Below are 14,391 nucleotides of genomic sequence, written 5' to 3'. Positions count from 1 at the left end.
CGCGTCCGTCCGCCCGGAACATGACACCCTCGGCACCACCGCGCCCACCGCCTCCGGGGGGCCTGAGACACTGACGGGGATGAGTGAGACACCGATGCCGATGCGCGCCCGTGCCGTGATCGACCTGGCCGCCCTGCGGGCCAACGTGATGACGCTGCGCGCGCGTGCGCCCCGGGCGCAGCTGATGGCCGTGGTCAAGGCGGACGCCTATGGCCACGGCGCGGTGCGCTGCGCCCGTGCGGCGCGGCAGGCCGGGGCCGAGTGGCTCGGTACGGCCACGCCGCAGGAGGCGCTGGCGCTGCGGGACGCCGGGGACACCGGGCGGCTGATGTGCTGGCTGTGGACCCCGGGCGGGCCGTGGCGGGAGGCCGTCGAGGCCGACATCGACGTCTCGGTCAGCGGCCTGTGGGCGCTGGAGGAGCTGTCGGCGGCCATCCGCGACAGCGGTCTGCGGGCCCGCGTCCAGCTGAAGATCGACACCGGGCTCGGCCGCAACGGCTGCCAGCCCGGGGACTGGCCGGAACTGGTTCTCGCGGCCCGCGCGGCCGAGACCGAGGGCCTGATCCGGGTCACCGGCATCTGGTCGCACTTCGCCTGCGCGGACGAGCCCGGCCATCCTTCCATCCAGGCGCAGCTGCGGGTCTTCAAGGACGCCGTCGGCTATGCCGAGGGCCAGGGGATCGCCCCCGAGGTGCGGCACATCGCCAATTCCCCGGCGCTGCTCACGCTCCCCGAAGCCCACTTCGACCTCGTGCGCACCGGTGTCGCGATCTACGGCGTCTCCCCGAGCCCCGAGGTCGGCACGCCGGAGGACTTCGGCCTCAAGCCCGTGATGACGCTGTCCGCGTCCCTCGCCTCGGTCAAGCGGGTGCCGGGCGGACACGGTGTCTCGTACGGGCATCACTACACGACCCCCGGCGCGACTACCCTCGCCCTCGTCCCCGTCGGTTACGCCGACGGCATTCCGCGGGCCGCCTCCGGCACCGGGCCGGTGCTGGTGGGGGGCAAGTGGCGGACGGTCGCGGGCCGGGTGGCCATGGACCAGTTCGTCGTGGACCTGGGCGGCGACAGCGCCCGGGAGGGTGACGAGGCGGTGCTGTTCGGCCCGGGCGACCGGGGCGAGCCGACCGCCGAGGACTGGGCGCGTGCCACCGGCACGATCGCCTACGAGGTCGTCACGCGCATCTCGCACAGGGTGCCCCGCGTCTATGTCGGTGAGAACGGGAACGAGACCGCCGAGGACGTGGACCACAGCTAGGACACGGGGGACCGGAAATGCGCGAAGGGGAAACCACGGGCGTGGACGCCGCCGACTGGCGGCGGGGCGCCGGGTTCGCGGGCGCCGCGATCGGGGTCGTCGCCGCCGGGGCCGCGGTCGGGGTGGCGGTGGAACGCCTGACGGTGGGCCGTGGCATCCGCCGCAAGGCGCGGCTCGCCCTGGACGCCACGGCGCCGTTCGGGACGCTGCGCGGCACCGCGGGCACGGCCGTCGCCGAGGACGGCACCGAGCTGTACTACGAGGTCGACGAGGTCGACGTCCCGGCCGCGACGGACGCCCCGGCCCCGCGCCGGCGGCTCTTCAAGGGCCCGGCGCGGCCCCCGGCCCAGCCCGTCACCGTCGTTTTCAGCCATGGCTACTGCCTGGGGCAGGACGCCTGGCACTTCCAGCGGGCCGCGCTGCGCGGTGCGGTGCGGTGCGTCTTCTGGGACCAGCGCAGTCACGGCCGCTCCGGGCGCGGCGTCGCCCAGCGGGAGCGGCAGGCGCCCGTCAGCATCGACCTGCTGGGCCGCGACCTCAAGGCCGTCATCGACGCCGCCGCCCCCGAAGGGCCCCTGGTTCTGGTGGGGCACTCGATGGGCGGCATGACGATGATGGCGCTGGCCGCGCAGTACCCCGAGCTGGTCGCCGAGCGCGTGGTGGGCGCGGCCTTCGTCGGCACCTCGTCGGGGCGGCTCGCCGAACTCACCTACGGCCTTCCCGTCGTCGGCGGGCTGAACGTGGCCCGCCGGATCCTGCCGGGCGTCTTCCGGCTGATGAACGCGCAGGCCGAACTGGTCGAGCGGGGGCGGCGGGCCACCGCCGACCTGTTCGCGGGGCTCATCAAGCGCTATTCGTTCGGCTCACGGGACGTGGACCCGGCGGTGGCGCGGTTCGCCGAGCGGCTCATCGAGGCGACACCCGTCGAGATCGTCGCCGAGTTCTACCCGGCCTTCGCCGAGCACGACAAGGTGGAGGCGCTGTGCGCCTTCGACCACCTGCCGGTGCTCGTCCTCGCCGGGACGAAGGATCTGATGACGCCGAGCGAGCACAGCGAGGCCATCGCGGCGGCCCTGCCGGACGCCGAGCTGGTGCTCGTGCCGGACGCCGGGCACCTGGTGATGCTGGAGCACCCCGGGACGGTCGACGAGCACCTGGCCGGGATGCTGGCGGCGGCCGGGGCGGACGAGGCGGCCCGCGAGATCGCGCAGCGGCGGGCGGCCGGGGCGCGCCGGCACGGCTGAGGGCCGGGCGAGGGCTCGAACGGACGTCGGCACGGTTGAGCCCCGAAGGGGCCCGAGCCCGTACCATCGGCGGGTATGAGCGCCCCGCACGACACGGCCCACCAAGCCCCGGCCGACGCCGCCACCACCACCCACGTCACCGTCACGTCCGCCGAGGACATGCGAGGACTCGGCCGCAGACTGGCCACGTTCCTGCGCCCCGGTGACCTGGTGCTGCTCACCGGCGAGCTGGGCGCCGGGAAGACGACGCTGACCCGCGGCCTGGGGGAGGGCCTGGGCGTGCGCGGTGCCGTCACGTCCCCCACCTTCGTGATCGCCCGGGTGCACCCGCCGCTCGGCGACGGCCCCGCCCTGGTCCACGTCGACGCCTACCGGCTGCACGGCGGCCTGGACGAGATGGAGGACCTCGACCTCGACGTCTCGCTGCCCGAGTCGGTGATCGTCGTGGAGTGGGGTGACGGCAAGGTCGAGGAGCTGTCCGACGACCGGCTGCACGTCGTCATCGAACGGGCCCTGGGCGCCGACGCCCCCGGCCTCGCCGACCTCGACGGCGCCGAGGACGTCGACGACGAGCGCGGTGTGACGGTGACCGGGGTCGGCGCGCGCTGGGCGGGCGTGGACCTCGCGCCACTGGGGTAGAAGACGGCTGTCCGTACGTTCCGACAAGTCGTCGGCAACGTGTTGCGTCGGCGGTGCCGGGCATGGTCACATGGAGACAGAGACTCGGTTAGGTGTACCTAACTACCACCTGACCTTGCCCAGCTGCCCCAGGAGGCTTACATGTCGGCCCCAGAGCCCACAGCCGCCGTGGTGAACCGCTCCGACGAACGCCCCCCGTCGATGCGCGACCTCCTGGCGTCGTGCGCGGCGGCCGACGCGGTCTCGACTCCGCCGGCGGCGCCTTTGGCGCCTTTGGCGCCGGATGCGGATGGCGCCGCTGGCGCCGCTGGCGCCGAAGGCGCCGAAGGCGCCGGGGAGCGGGACGCGGCCTAGGCCGGTGCCGCCTGCACCCCCGCTGCGCGGTGGTGTCCTCAATCGCCGGGCAGGCTGGTTTTGGCTGAGGTGTGTCCTCGAAGCGCCGGGGGCTTGGTTTCGGCTGTGGTGTCCTCAATCGCCGGACGGGCTTGATGTGGCTGAGCTGTGCCCTCAATCGCCGGGCAGGCTGGTTTGAGGGGCTGGTTTTGGGGCCGAGGCCAGCCAAAACCAGCCCGTCCGGCGATTGAGGACGCGCCCGCAGGGCGCTCGCCGCCGCAGGCTGCAAAGACGGCCCGCGGTCGGAGAAGACGTCGGCCAGGCGAGAGGCGCTCGCCGCCGCAGGCGGCCAGGACGGCCCGTGGTCGAAGAAGGCGCCGGCCAGGCGAGAAGGCACCCGTACGAGTGACCCAAAGCCCGGCCAGGGCAGAGGCTACGGAACCACGACGACCTTCATCCCTCTGACCGCGAACGCCCACATCGCGTTGCCGTCCGCCCGGGTCTCCCGGATGCCGCCCGTTTTCTTCGCGGTCGCCGACGGAGCCGGCATCGAGCCGTCGACCGCCGCGCTGAATCCGAAGACGATGCCGGGCAGGCTGTGGAAGCGCACCACGTGCTCGACGGGGGTGCCGTCCGAGCCGACGACCTGCGGGCCGCGCGAGGTGACCGCGTAGGTCCCCGGCTTCAGGGTGGCCGTGCTGGGCGTGACCTCGAACGTCCGGGTGGCCTTGCCGTCGGCGCCGACCAGCCAGACCCGCTTCTGCCCGAGCGCGTAGACGACCCGCGCTCCGGTGCCCGAACCGGCCGGGACGGGGGCCGCCGCCTTCTCCCGGCCCGTCTCGCCCTTGCCGGACGCGTCCTGGCCGCCCTTGGCCTTCTCCCCGGTCTTGCCGGCGGAGTCCGAGGCGGTGGCCCGGGCGGGGCGGTCGGGTGCGGCCTGTGCCTGGAAGGCGAGGAAGCCGACCGCGGCCAGCGCCGCCGCCGTGAGCCCGGCCACCACTGCCCCCGCGCTGCTGCGTGCCACGCTGCGCACCCTTTCGTCCTACGTACGACTTTGCGGCTGACCGTAGCACCGCCCACGCCCCCGTCGTGCTCTCGGCGGAGGCGGCCGCGCGCGACGGACGCCCCCTCGCGCGCCGTAGGCTGTCCATGTGCTGCTGCTCGCTCTTGATACCGCCACCCCCGCCGTGACCGTCGCCCTGTACGACGGGGACACCGTCGTCGCCGAATCGAGCCAGGTGGACGCCCGCCGCCACGGCGAGCTTTTGCTGCCCGCCGTCGACCGGGTACTCGGCGAGGCGGGCCGCAAGCTGGACGCCGTGACCGGGATCGTCGTGGGCGTGGGCCCCGGACCGTACACCGGTCTGCGCGTCGGCATCGTCACCGCCGCGACCTTCGCCGCCGCGCTGTCCGTCCCCGTCCACAGCCTGTGCTCGCTCGACGGAATCGCGTACGCCGCCGGCCAGGCGGGCCTGGAGGGCGAGTTCGTGGTGGCGACGGACGCGCGCCGCAAGGAGGTCTACTGGGCCCGCTACGCGGACGCGCGCACCCGCGTGAGCGAGCCCGCCGTGGACCGCCCCGCCGACCTCACCGAGCCGCTCGCGGGCCTCACGGCCGTCGGCGCGGGCGCCGTGCTGTACCCCGACGCGTTCTCGGACGTACGGGCCGACCTGCCCCGGCACCAGTCGGCGGGCGCGCTGGCGGCCCTCGCGGCGGAGAAGCTGCGGACGGGCGGCGCGTTCCTGCCGGACCAGCCCCTGTACCTGCGCCGCCCGGACGCGCAGGTGCCGGCCAACTACAAGGTGGTCACCCCCAAGTGAGCCAGGCCGTGCGGATCCGTGAGATGCGCTGGTGGGACATCGCACCGGTGCTGGAGCTGGAGCGCGCGCTCTTCCCCGACGACGCCTGGTCCAAGGGGCTCTTCTGGTCCGAGCTGGCCCACGCGCGCGGGGCCAACGCCAACCGCCGCTACGTCGTCGCCGAGCTGCCCGTCGGCGCGGACCTTGCCGAGGACTCCCCGGGCGCCGGTGACGCCGGGGTGGCCGGGCGCCACGCCGGCGCGGCCGGCGGCCCGGGCGCGGGCGCCGGCACCACCCCCACCGGCGGCCGCATCGTCGGCTACGCGGGCCTCGCGGCCATCGACGGCACCGGCGACGTACAGACCATCGCCGTGGCCTACGACCACTGGAGCACCGGCCTGGGCGCCCGCCTCCTCACCGAGCTGCTCACCACCGCGACCGACTTCGAGTGCCGCGAAGTGCTCCTGGAGGTGCGGGTCGACAACACCCGCGCCCAGCGGCTGTACGAGCGCTTCGGCTTCGAACCGGTCGGGGTGCGGCGCGGCTACTACCAGCCGGGCAACATCGACGCGCTGGTCATGCGCCTCGCGACCGAAGCCCCGTCCGACCCTTCCGCTTCCGACAGCGGCCCCGCCGCGAAGAACACCGAGCAAGGAATGACCCATGGCTGACGAACCCCTCGTCCTCGGCATCGAGACCTCGTGCGACGAGACCGGCGTCGGCATCGTCCGCGGCCACACCCTCCTCGCCGACGCGGTCGCCTCCAGCGTCGACGAGCACGCCCGCTTCGGCGGCGTCGTCCCCGAGGTCGCCAGCCGCGCCCACCTCGAAGCCATGGTCCCGACCATCCAGCGGGCCCTGAAGGAAGCGGGCGTGAGCGCCCGGGACCTCGACGGCATCGCGGTCACCGCCGGCCCCGGCCTCGCGGGCGCCCTGCTCGTCGGCGTCTCGGCGGCCAAGGCGTACGCGTACGCGCTCGGCAAGCCCCTCTACGGCGTCAACCACCTCGCCTCGCACATCTGCGTCGACCAGCTCGAACACGGCGCGCTGCCCGAGCCGACGATGGCACTGCTGGTCAGCGGCGGCCACTCGTCCCTGCTGCTGGCACCCGACATCACCGCCGACGTCCGCCCGCTCGGCTCGACCATCGACGACGCGGCGGGCGAGGCCTTCGACAAGGTCGCCCGCGTCCTGAACCTCGGCTTCCCCGGCGGCCCGGTCATCGACCGCTACGCCCGGGAGGGCGACCCGGCCGCGATCAAGTTCCCGCGCGGTCTGACGGGCCCGCGCGACCCGATCTACGACTTCTCCTTCTCCGGCCTCAAGACCGCCGTGGCCCGCTGGATAGAGGCCAAGCGCGCGGCGGGCGAGGACGTGCCCGTCGCGGACGTGGCGGCGTCCTTCCAGGAGGCCGTCGTCGACGTCCTCACCCGCAAGGCCGTCCGCGCCTGCAAGGACAACGGCGTCGACCACCTCATGATCGGCGGCGGTGTCGCCGCCAACACCCGGCTGCGCGCCATGGCCCAGCGCCGCTGCGAGGACGCGGGCATCGTGCTGCGCGTACCCAATCCGAAGCTCTGCACGGACAACGGCGCGATGGTCGCGGCGCTCGGCGCGGAGATGGTGGCCCGGGGCCGCGCGGCGTCGTCGTGGGACCTCTCGGCCGACTCGTCGCTCCCGGTCACCGAGCCCCACGTGCCGGGCACACACGACGAGGACCACGACCACGGAGACGGCCATGGCCACGGTCATGGCCACGCGCACGACCACGACCACTTCCACGAGCTGAGCAAGGACAATCTGTACTAGCGGGACGCGGTGTGCTGCTTCCCTGATCCTGAGGAGCCGCGTCGGGTCAGGGGAGCAGCAGCACTGAGGTGTCCAGCGGGGGGTAGGGGTCCGGGAGGCCGACCTTGCCGCCCAGCTCGGTACTCGTGGTGGTGCGGTAGTGACTCTTGCCCGGGTCTTCCGGGTCGCCGACCGGCTCCGTGTGCACGTACACCCGGCCGTCCTTGCGGTTGACGAGCACATAGACCGGGATCCCGGCCGCCGCGTAGCTGCGGTACTTGGGCCCGGTGTCCGTCTCGTGGTTGCTGGACGTGACCTCTCCGACGAGAGCGAGGAGGTCGATCGAGTACCAGCCCTTGTGGGCCTTGCGGTACGCCTCGTCCAGCTCGGTGGGCCTGCGCCGCAGGACATAGAAGTCGGGGATGGCCAAGGAGCGGGTCTCGTCCACGCCCTCCTGGTTCACCCCGGTGCGGAACCCCATCCCCATACCGGCCAGCCGGACTCCGGCGGAGCGGAACTGGTGGTAGAGGTCCCCGGTAACGTCGCCATGATCGAAGTCCGGCTGCGGTGGCACGAACACCATCCCCTCGAAGTACTCCGGTCGAATCGGCACCTCGGATGCCTCTTCGAACGCGATCAGCAGATCGATGGGGTCCTGCTCGTGCGGCTTGTTCATCGGCTCGGTGATGGGATCGGCGGCCATTCTCGCTGTCCTCCCTTGTCGCTCATGCCAGGCTACGCCCGGACTGGATGCCCCAGCAGCATCGTCGGGGCACCCGCCACCCGGGTGAGCAGAATCGTGCAGGAGTTCACCCCTTCGAGTTTGAGCTTCTTGCGCAGCTCCTCCGGCTCGACCGCCGAGCCGCGCTTCTTCACCGTCACGACACCCACCTCGCGCTCGCGCAGCAGGGCCTTGAGCTTCTTCAGGTTGAAGGGCAGCACGTCCGTGATCTTGTAGGCCGCCGCGTACGGCGTCGGGCGCAGCTCGTCGCTCGTCACGTAGGCGATCGTCTCGTCGATCAGCCCACCGTCGAAATCCTCGGCCGCCTCCGCGACGAGGTGGGCGCGGATGACCGCGCCGTCCGGCTCGTAGAGATAGCGGCCCACGGGCCGTACGGCCGGGTCCGGCAGGCCCCGGCCCGCCAAGGACGCCGGCCCGGGCAGCAGCGTCGCCCGGCGCGCCCCCGGCTCCGTGCCGAACCACAGCACGGCCTCCTTCACATCACCGCCGTCCGAGATCCACTCGGCTTCCGCGTCGTCGGGGATCGCCTCGTGCGGCACCCCGGGTGCGATCTTGAGCGCGGCGCGCGGGGCCGTACGGGCCGCCCCGACCGCCCAGGACAGCGGTGGCGAGTACGCCTCGGGGTCGAAGATCCGGCCCCGGCCGCCGCGCCGCGCCGGGTCGACGAACACCGCGTCGTAGCCGGTGGTGTCGATCTCGGCGACATCCGCGCAGCGCACCTCGATGAGGTCGGACAGCCCCAGGGCGGCCGCGTTGGCGCGGGCGACGTCGCAGGTCAGCGGGTCGCGGTCGACGGCCAGTACGAATACCCCGGCCCGTGCGAGGGCGATGGCGTCACCGCCGATGCCGCAGCACAGGTCGGCGAGTCGGCGGACGCCGAGCGCGGCGAAGCGCCCGGCGCGGTACTCGGCCACCGATTTCCGGGTGGACTGCTCGACGCCGTTGGGGGTGAAGAACATGCGGTACGCGTCCTCGGCCCCGAACTTCGCCACCGCGCGCTGCCGCAGCCGCGCCTGGCCGAGCGCCGCCGACACCAGCTCGGCGGGGTGCTCGCGGCGCAGCCGGGTCGCGGTGGCGAGTTCCCGGGCGGGGTCGTAGTCGCGCAGGGAGTCGAGGAGCCGCCGCCCTTCGTCGGTCAGGAGGGCGGCGAAGGCGCTGTCGGGCGAGCCGGTGGATGAGTTCGGTGCGGGCACGTGTCTCATTCTCGCCGACACGTGCCGGGGCGTGCCGCCGCGGCATGGAGGGGGCGGACGGGGGGAGCGGGGGCGGGCGCGGCCGTCGCGGTGCCCGGTGCCGGTGCCCTCCGCTCCTGCTTTCGCGGACGGCGCATCCATTAAGCGCCCTATGGCATTGCTTTACTTTTGGATAAAAGTCTCGCCCTGAAATTGCACACGCATGTGAATGTAGGTAACCCGGTGGGTGATCTGCACCACAGTCACCATGAGTGATCTTGCTTGTGTGGATCTCTGCGCCTAGGTTTGCCCTATCGGGTAGAGCTGGCCAATGACCAATCTCAGGCAGTTCTGCCCCACGGGGAAGAGTTCGTAAGGTTTGAGGGGCGGGTTCCCCCTCGCCTTGCGCGCTATGGACATGACAAAAGATATGTGAATTTCCGGACGCGGAGGAAGCTTCGCGCGCGGCGGCGTATGCGACATGCGCCCGTGGTATTCGCATTCCATCGGGGGAGACATGGTTCGACCTATTTTGGCGACCAAGGTACGCGCACTGGTGCGCTAGCGGGAACGCGCATGCCCTCGCGGTTTCTCCATGCGAGACGCCGGGGGGACCGCGCCGGTTCCAGTGCTATGAGGATTCCCTCGAGAGAGCCCTTTCGGACGTCGACCGCTCCGCACCGCCGGCCGTGCCGCGCGGCGGGCCTTTGCGTCCCTCGGTCCTCGAGGTTTGGCAGTGTGATATAGGAGTTCCCGCTTGACCACCGAGACTCGGCGTGTTCGGATCGACAAACCCCGCCCCCTCGACAAGCCATGGCTGCCATGGGGTGGTTCTCCCTCGAAGAGGGACCTTGTCTGCTGGTACAGCATATGGGCGGTATTCGCCTATTCCTTCGCGATGTGGCCGCTCAAACCCTGGCTGATCGGCAGCAACCCGGTCCTGCTGGCGGTGCTGACCGGCGATCAGACCACGATGACCGTCGCGGGTGCGTTCGCCCGCGTCGGTGACGCCCCGTTCGTCCTCGCCCTCCTCGCCGGCGTGGTCGGGATGATGAAGTTCGCCTGGGTCTTCTGGCTGGCGGGGCGGTTGTGGGGCGCCGGCCTGGTGCGGCTCCTCGCCGGCCCTCCGGACGAGCGGAAGAAGAAGCGGAGTCAGAGCCTGCTCGCCCGCGAGACCCCGGCGAGCCGGCGGGTCATCGCGGCGGCCGTCGTGCTGGCTCCCCTGCCGCTGATTCCCTCGGCGCTCGCGTTCGCGTCGGCGGGCTGGGTGGGCATGGGGCTGACGACCTTCCTCCTGCTCAACCTGATCGGGACGGCTGCCTGGGCCGGGCTGTTCACCGGACTGGGCTACGCCATCGGGTCTCCCGCGGTGCGGATCGCCGAGAAGGTGACCGACTACGCCCTGTGGGTCTCGCTGGCCATCATCGCCGCGATGCTGCTCACGCGGCTGGTCGTGAGCCGCCGAGCCGCCGGGAAGGCGTCGTGACCCTCACTCTGATCGCCAACGACGACCCGCTGTTGCGTGCGGGCCTCCAAATGATCATCGAATCGGCGGACCGGCTCAGCGCCCGGGTCACGGGCGGCGCCCAGGCGGTGGCCGAGGCCCGGCACTGCCGGCCGGACGTCGTACTGCTCGACCTCCAGATGCGCTCCGTCGATGGTTTCGGCGTCTTGAAGGGGCTGCTGGAGCTGCCCGATCCGCCCCGGGTGGCCGTGCTCTCCACCCCCGCCGCCGACAGCTCCGTCCTGGCGGCGCTCCGGATGGGAGCGGCGGGGTGCCTTTTGAAGGACACCGGGCCCGACGAGCTGGTGGCATCGGTGCGCGCCCTCGCCGTCGGCAATATCGTCCTGTCCGGCCTGGCCGGCTCACAGCTGCTGTCCGAGGTGAGCGAGGACGCCCAGAACTCCACCGCCGTCGAGGACGCGCGGCAGCTCACGGCGGCGCTGAGCGAGCGTGAGCACGAAGTGCTGGCGATGGTGTCCGAGGGGCTGTCCAATGCCGATATCGGCCGCAGACTTCTGATGGGCGTCGGCACGGTCAAGGATTACGTCAGCGGAATCTTCGGAAAGCTCGGCGTCGCCAACCGCGTACAGGCGGCCGTCATCGCCGACCGCGCGCGACTGCCGTACTGCCCACGCCCGGGCATGGAACACACCGCCCGGCTCACGGGCACGCACGCGCATCGCTGAGAACCGGCCGCCGCTTACCCCGATGGGCGGACGCGTGCCATCCCATCGGGGGGCTGCCGGTGCCGGGTCCAGCCACTTGGCTGGCCGCTGCCAAACGAATGGCGGGTGGTGTGGCCGGCCCCGGCAGATATTCTTGTTCCAGGTCGGGAAAGAAAAGTCCGGGCCGTTCGAAGGGCGTTGCTCCACAGGAGCCGACGGCATTCGAAGGAAGTGGAACGGGGCCTCGGCAGGAATGTCCGCCAAGGATGTCCTGGCGTAGTTCTTCGGAATGTTCGTGCGAGTGAAACCGCGTCATGCGCACTCGTTGCGAAAATGATTTCGCTATTTCTCCGAAACGGCTACCCACCTCCATTGTGAAAGCAGCATCACTGCATCGGGGGAAGTTATGCTCACCGTCCGGCCGGAACACGCCGACAAACCCATCGAAGATCTCGGAAAGAGTGCGGCACCCAAAGCCACGCCCACTTTCCGGCCGGTCGACCTGGACGCGTTCCCCGAAGTGGACGCGCTGCTGGTCCGGCTCGGTCTGGGCGCGCTCGTCCGTGATTCGGTGTCGGCGCCGGTCGGCCGCAACCACGCCTGGGCGGGGAACACCACGAGCGGGCGCAGGGTCTTCGTCAAGCGTCTGGTCGGTCCCGGGGCGGACGTGCGGGCCCGGATGAAGCGGCTGCTGTCCTTCGAGGAATTCGTCGGTGACGTCGACGGTCTCGCCGGATACGTACCGGTGCTGCTGGGCTCCGACGAGGACGCCCACCTGGTGGTGTTCGACCACATCGAGGCGAAGAGCGGCGCGGAGCTGATGGTCGACCAGGCGTTCGGCGACGACCTCGCCTTCGCGGTGGGCCGGGCGATCGGCGCACTCCACACCGCCGTCCCGGCCGGTGAACCGGACCGGACACAGCCGTCGCTGCCGGACGCCGGGCTGCTGCGCGGCATGCCGCTGGCCATGTACAACGAGCTGAGCTTCGCCGAGCTGGAGGCCTGGCGGCTCATGCAGCACGACGCGGCGCTGATCAAGGCCCTGGAAGACCTCCGGCAGTGGGAGAGCCGCGCCCCGCGCGTCCCCTCCCACTGCGACTTCCGGGTGGACCAGCTGCTGGTCACCGACGACGGGGTGCCGATCCTCACGGACTGGGAGGAGTTCCGGCTCTCGGACGGGGCCCGGGACGTGGGCTCGTTCGCCGGGGAGTGGCTCTACCGGTCGGTGCTCGACATCGTCACCCCCCGCGGTGACACGGGGTCGTCGGCCTTCGACGACCTGGAACTCACCCATGACCAGGTCCTGGCCAGGGGCGCGGAGAAGATGGAGCGGCTGCTCCCCCTGGTGCACCGCTTCTGGAGCGGTTACCGGACGGTCCGCACCGACCTCGACGCGGAGTTCACCGTGCGCGCCACGGCGTTCGCGGGCTGGCACCTGCTGGACCGGCTGATCGCGGGCGCCGCGCAGAGCCAGCGGCTGTCCGGCATCGAGCGGGCCGCCGCGGGAATCGGCCGCGGGGCGCTCCTCACGCCGCACAAGTTCGCCCCCCTTCTCGGATTTGAGGTAACGCCATGACCGGCAGCCACGTCTCGCCCCCGCTGCTCGAAGCCGCCCGCGGGATCACGGTGGCACCGGACCGGTCCAGCGCCACGGTGGGCACCAAGCGCATCGAGGCCGACACCTCCCGCGAACTGCGCCGACTGCTCTCCAACGCGCTCTACGAGGGGCTGCACGCGGGGCTGGACCTGGAGGACACCGACCTTCCGTTCCGGCTGCGGGACGCCGAGTTCGAGCGGACGCTCGCGGCGGCCGTGCCGCATTCCGAGACGGTCCTGCGCGGCCTGGTCCACGCGGCCGAGGAGTCCGCGTACCTGGTCGAACTCGGCGGGGTGCGCGTCTGGGTGCCGGCCGACCGGATCCGTGCGGAGGGCGCGATCACCCCCGGCACCACGGTCGGGGTGGCCAACACCTCGTGCCGTCCCGCCCTGTCGCCCGGCTTCTTCCTCGTCGAGGGCACGACGCCGCACCGGTCCGCCGATCTGCTGCGCGTCTACGTCCACATCACCGAGTGGACCGCGGCGCCCGCGATCTGGCGGACGGCGCTGGAGCACCTCGAAGAGCACGCGGTGACCTACCGCGCGAAGATCATCTCCAGTAAGCACCTGTACCCGCGGCGCGATGCCCTGGTCGTCTATCTCGACAGCCGGAGCCGGGATGCCGCTCAGGAACTCGCCGACGCCCTCGGCGGCCTGCCCGGCGTGGGCACCGACACCTCGGTGTTCACCCGCCGGCTGCGCCCGGGTGTGGCGACGGCCTGGGAGCCCCGCGACTCCGCGGCCGGAATGGACGGACTGAGCTTCGGCCAGCACCGGGCCAGCGTGCTGGCGCAGGCGCTGATCGAGACGGCCGGGGACCCCGGCGCGCTGGCCGGGGTCCTTCACGACCGGCTGGCCGCGGCCAACATCGACCCGGCCGATCCCTCCCGCAACCTCGACTCCGTCGACCCGCGGGAAGCCCCACTTGTCCGGAGCTGAAGTGTTTTCCAGGAGGCGTGTGCGCGCCCCCTGGATTCAGTTCAGAACTGAATCAAGAAAAGCAACATCACGAATGAGGATACCAATGAACAACAAGACCATGGCCATCACCGACCTCATCGCCGGCTACAGCGCGTACACCGAGGCCGAGGAGCTGAACGTCAGCGCCGCCGCGGGCGCCCCGGCCACCACCTGGGTCTGTGTCTCCGTCGCCTCGCGCGCCTCCTCCGCCAAGTGCGCGGGCTGGGCCTCGGCCGGCGCCTCCGCCATCAGCGGCGCGACGTACGAGATCACCTGCTGAACAGCTGCTTCACAGCTGCCTCCTCATGACTCGTCACGCCGTCCGGCGTGATGTCCGTCGAGTACGGAAAGGAGGTGAATCACCTATGAAGAGCACCTCGATCATGGAGCTCGTGGCGGGCTACGACGCCTACACGAACTCCGCGGAGCTGCAGGTCAACGCGACCGGCAACGCTCCGGCGAGCACGCCGCTGTGCGCTGCCGCGGCGAGCGCGGGCGTCTCCTGGATGGCCGGTCAGTTCTCTGCCCGCACCATCTCCGGCGGCTGCTGATCCCCACCGTGCCGGGCTCTGCCCGGCACGGGCCCGGGGGGGGGGGGGGGGGGGACACCCCCCCCCCCCCACACCCCCCCCCCCCCCCCCCCCCTCGTCTGTCCCGCAAAGATCCCACGCCGCAGGGCTCGGTGACAGTG

15 protein-coding genes are annotated in these 14,391 nt (G+C 71.8%); 12 read left to right on the top strand and 3 right to left on the bottom strand.

Features of this window, described 5'->3' with window-relative positions:
* Positions 1–79 precede the first annotated feature (79 nt).
* The 3 genes from alr to tsaE all read left to right on the top strand — a co-directional run bounded on the left by alr (position 80) and on the right by tsaE (position 3,141).
* Positions 80–1,258, top strand: coding sequence for an alanine racemase (alr, locus tag ACZ6MA_RS30110; protein WP_469437637.1), 1,179 nt, complete (start codon positions 80–82; stop codon positions 1,256–1,258).
* Between the two features lie 17 nt (positions 1,259–1,275).
* A complete protein-coding gene (locus tag ACZ6MA_RS30105) occupies positions 1,276–2,502 on the top strand; it encodes an alpha/beta fold hydrolase (protein WP_469437635.1) in 1,227 nt (408 codons plus the stop codon).
* A 75-nt stretch (positions 2,503–2,577) separates the two neighbouring features.
* Positions 2,578–3,141 carry a tRNA (adenosine(37)-N6)-threonylcarbamoyltransferase complex ATPase subunit type 1 TsaE gene (gene tsaE, locus ACZ6MA_RS30100; protein ID WP_469437633.1) on the top strand — a complete coding sequence of 188 codons (564 nt, stop codon included), beginning with the start codon at positions 2,578–2,580 and terminating at the stop codon, positions 3,139–3,141.
* A 766-nt stretch (positions 3,142–3,907) separates the two neighbouring features.
* Here tsaE and ACZ6MA_RS30095 read toward each other — a convergent pair.
* Positions 3,908–4,498 carry a hypothetical protein gene (locus ACZ6MA_RS30095; protein ID WP_469437631.1) on the bottom strand — a complete coding sequence of 197 codons (591 nt, stop codon included), beginning with the start codon at positions 4,496–4,498 and terminating at the stop codon, positions 3,908–3,910.
* A 127-nt stretch (positions 4,499–4,625) separates the two neighbouring features.
* On the opposite strand from ACZ6MA_RS30095, the gene tsaB reads away from it, so the two are divergent.
* Genes tsaB through tsaD form a run of 3 tightly spaced genes read left to right on the top strand, consistent with a single transcriptional unit; the run spans position 4,626 to position 7,082 of the window.
* Entirely contained in the window at positions 4,626–5,294 is a 669-nt protein-coding gene (gene tsaB, locus ACZ6MA_RS30090; RefSeq protein ID WP_469437629.1) for a tRNA (adenosine(37)-N6)-threonylcarbamoyltransferase complex dimerization subunit type 1 TsaB, read from the top strand.
* 23 nt (positions 5,295–5,317) lie between these two features.
* On the top strand, positions 5,318–5,944 hold the full coding sequence (gene rimI, locus ACZ6MA_RS30085) for a ribosomal protein S18-alanine N-acetyltransferase (protein ID WP_469437792.1): 627 nt from the start codon (positions 5,318–5,320) through the stop codon (positions 5,942–5,944).
* Positions 5,937–7,082, top strand: coding sequence for a tRNA (adenosine(37)-N6)-threonylcarbamoyltransferase complex transferase subunit TsaD (gene tsaD, locus ACZ6MA_RS30080; protein WP_469437627.1), 1,146 nt, complete (start codon positions 5,937–5,939; stop codon positions 7,080–7,082). The genes rimI and tsaD overlap by 8 nt, the downstream gene beginning before the upstream one ends.
* A 46-nt stretch (positions 7,083–7,128) precedes the next feature.
* Here the strand turns inward: tsaD and ACZ6MA_RS30075 are convergent, their stop codons facing one another.
* Together ACZ6MA_RS30075 and ACZ6MA_RS30070 are read right to left on the bottom strand one after the other, a co-directional pair.
* Positions 7,129–7,764: a Uma2 family endonuclease gene (locus ACZ6MA_RS30075; RefSeq protein ID WP_469437626.1), complete on the bottom strand. Its 636-nt coding sequence runs from the start codon at positions 7,762–7,764 to the stop codon at positions 7,129–7,131.
* A gap of 32 nt (positions 7,765–7,796) precedes the next feature.
* A complete protein-coding gene (locus ACZ6MA_RS30070) occupies positions 7,797–9,005 on the bottom strand; it encodes a THUMP-like domain-containing protein (RefSeq protein ID WP_469437625.1) in 1,209 nt (402 codons plus the stop codon).
* A 727-nt stretch (positions 9,006–9,732) separates the two neighbouring features.
* Between ACZ6MA_RS30070 and ACZ6MA_RS30065 the strand changes: the two genes are divergently transcribed.
* The 6 genes from ACZ6MA_RS30065 (at position 9,733) to ACZ6MA_RS30040 (ending at position 14,251) form a co-directional block, all read left to right on the top strand.
* Complete coding sequence (locus ACZ6MA_RS30065) at positions 9,733–10,461, top strand: DedA family protein (protein ID WP_469437623.1); 729 nt, start codon at positions 9,733–9,735, stop codon at positions 10,459–10,461.
* Positions 10,458–11,165, top strand: coding sequence for a response regulator (locus tag ACZ6MA_RS30060; protein ID WP_469437622.1), 708 nt, complete (start codon positions 10,458–10,460; stop codon positions 11,163–11,165). The genes ACZ6MA_RS30065 and ACZ6MA_RS30060 overlap by 4 nt, the downstream gene beginning before the upstream one ends.
* A gap of 385 nt (positions 11,166–11,550) precedes the next feature.
* Complete coding sequence (gene lxmK / locus ACZ6MA_RS30055; protein WP_469437621.1) at positions 11,551–12,720, top strand: class V lanthionine synthetase subunit LxmK; 1,170 nt, start codon at positions 11,551–11,553, stop codon at positions 12,718–12,720.
* A complete protein-coding gene (locus ACZ6MA_RS30050) occupies positions 12,717–13,679 on the top strand; it encodes a T3SS effector HopA1 family protein (RefSeq protein ID WP_469437619.1) in 963 nt (320 codons plus the stop codon). Before lxmK ends, ACZ6MA_RS30050 begins: the two co-directional genes overlap by 4 nt.
* Positions 13,680–13,764: 85 nt before the next feature.
* On the top strand, positions 13,765–13,980 hold the full coding sequence (locus ACZ6MA_RS30045; RefSeq protein ID WP_469437617.1) for an LxmA leader domain family RiPP: 216 nt from the start codon (positions 13,765–13,767) through the stop codon (positions 13,978–13,980).
* An 85-nt stretch (positions 13,981–14,065) separates the two neighbouring features.
* Positions 14,066–14,251 (top strand): LxmA leader domain family RiPP, encoded by a 186-nt coding sequence (locus ACZ6MA_RS30040; RefSeq protein WP_469437616.1) that lies wholly within the window; start codon positions 14,066–14,068, stop codon positions 14,249–14,251.
* The last annotated feature ends 140 nt before the right edge of the window (positions 14,252–14,391 follow it).

The sequence above is a fragment of the Streptomyces sp. NPDC042259 genome, assembly GCF_055582085.1.
This window is presented reverse-complemented; position numbering and strand designations above follow the sequence as displayed.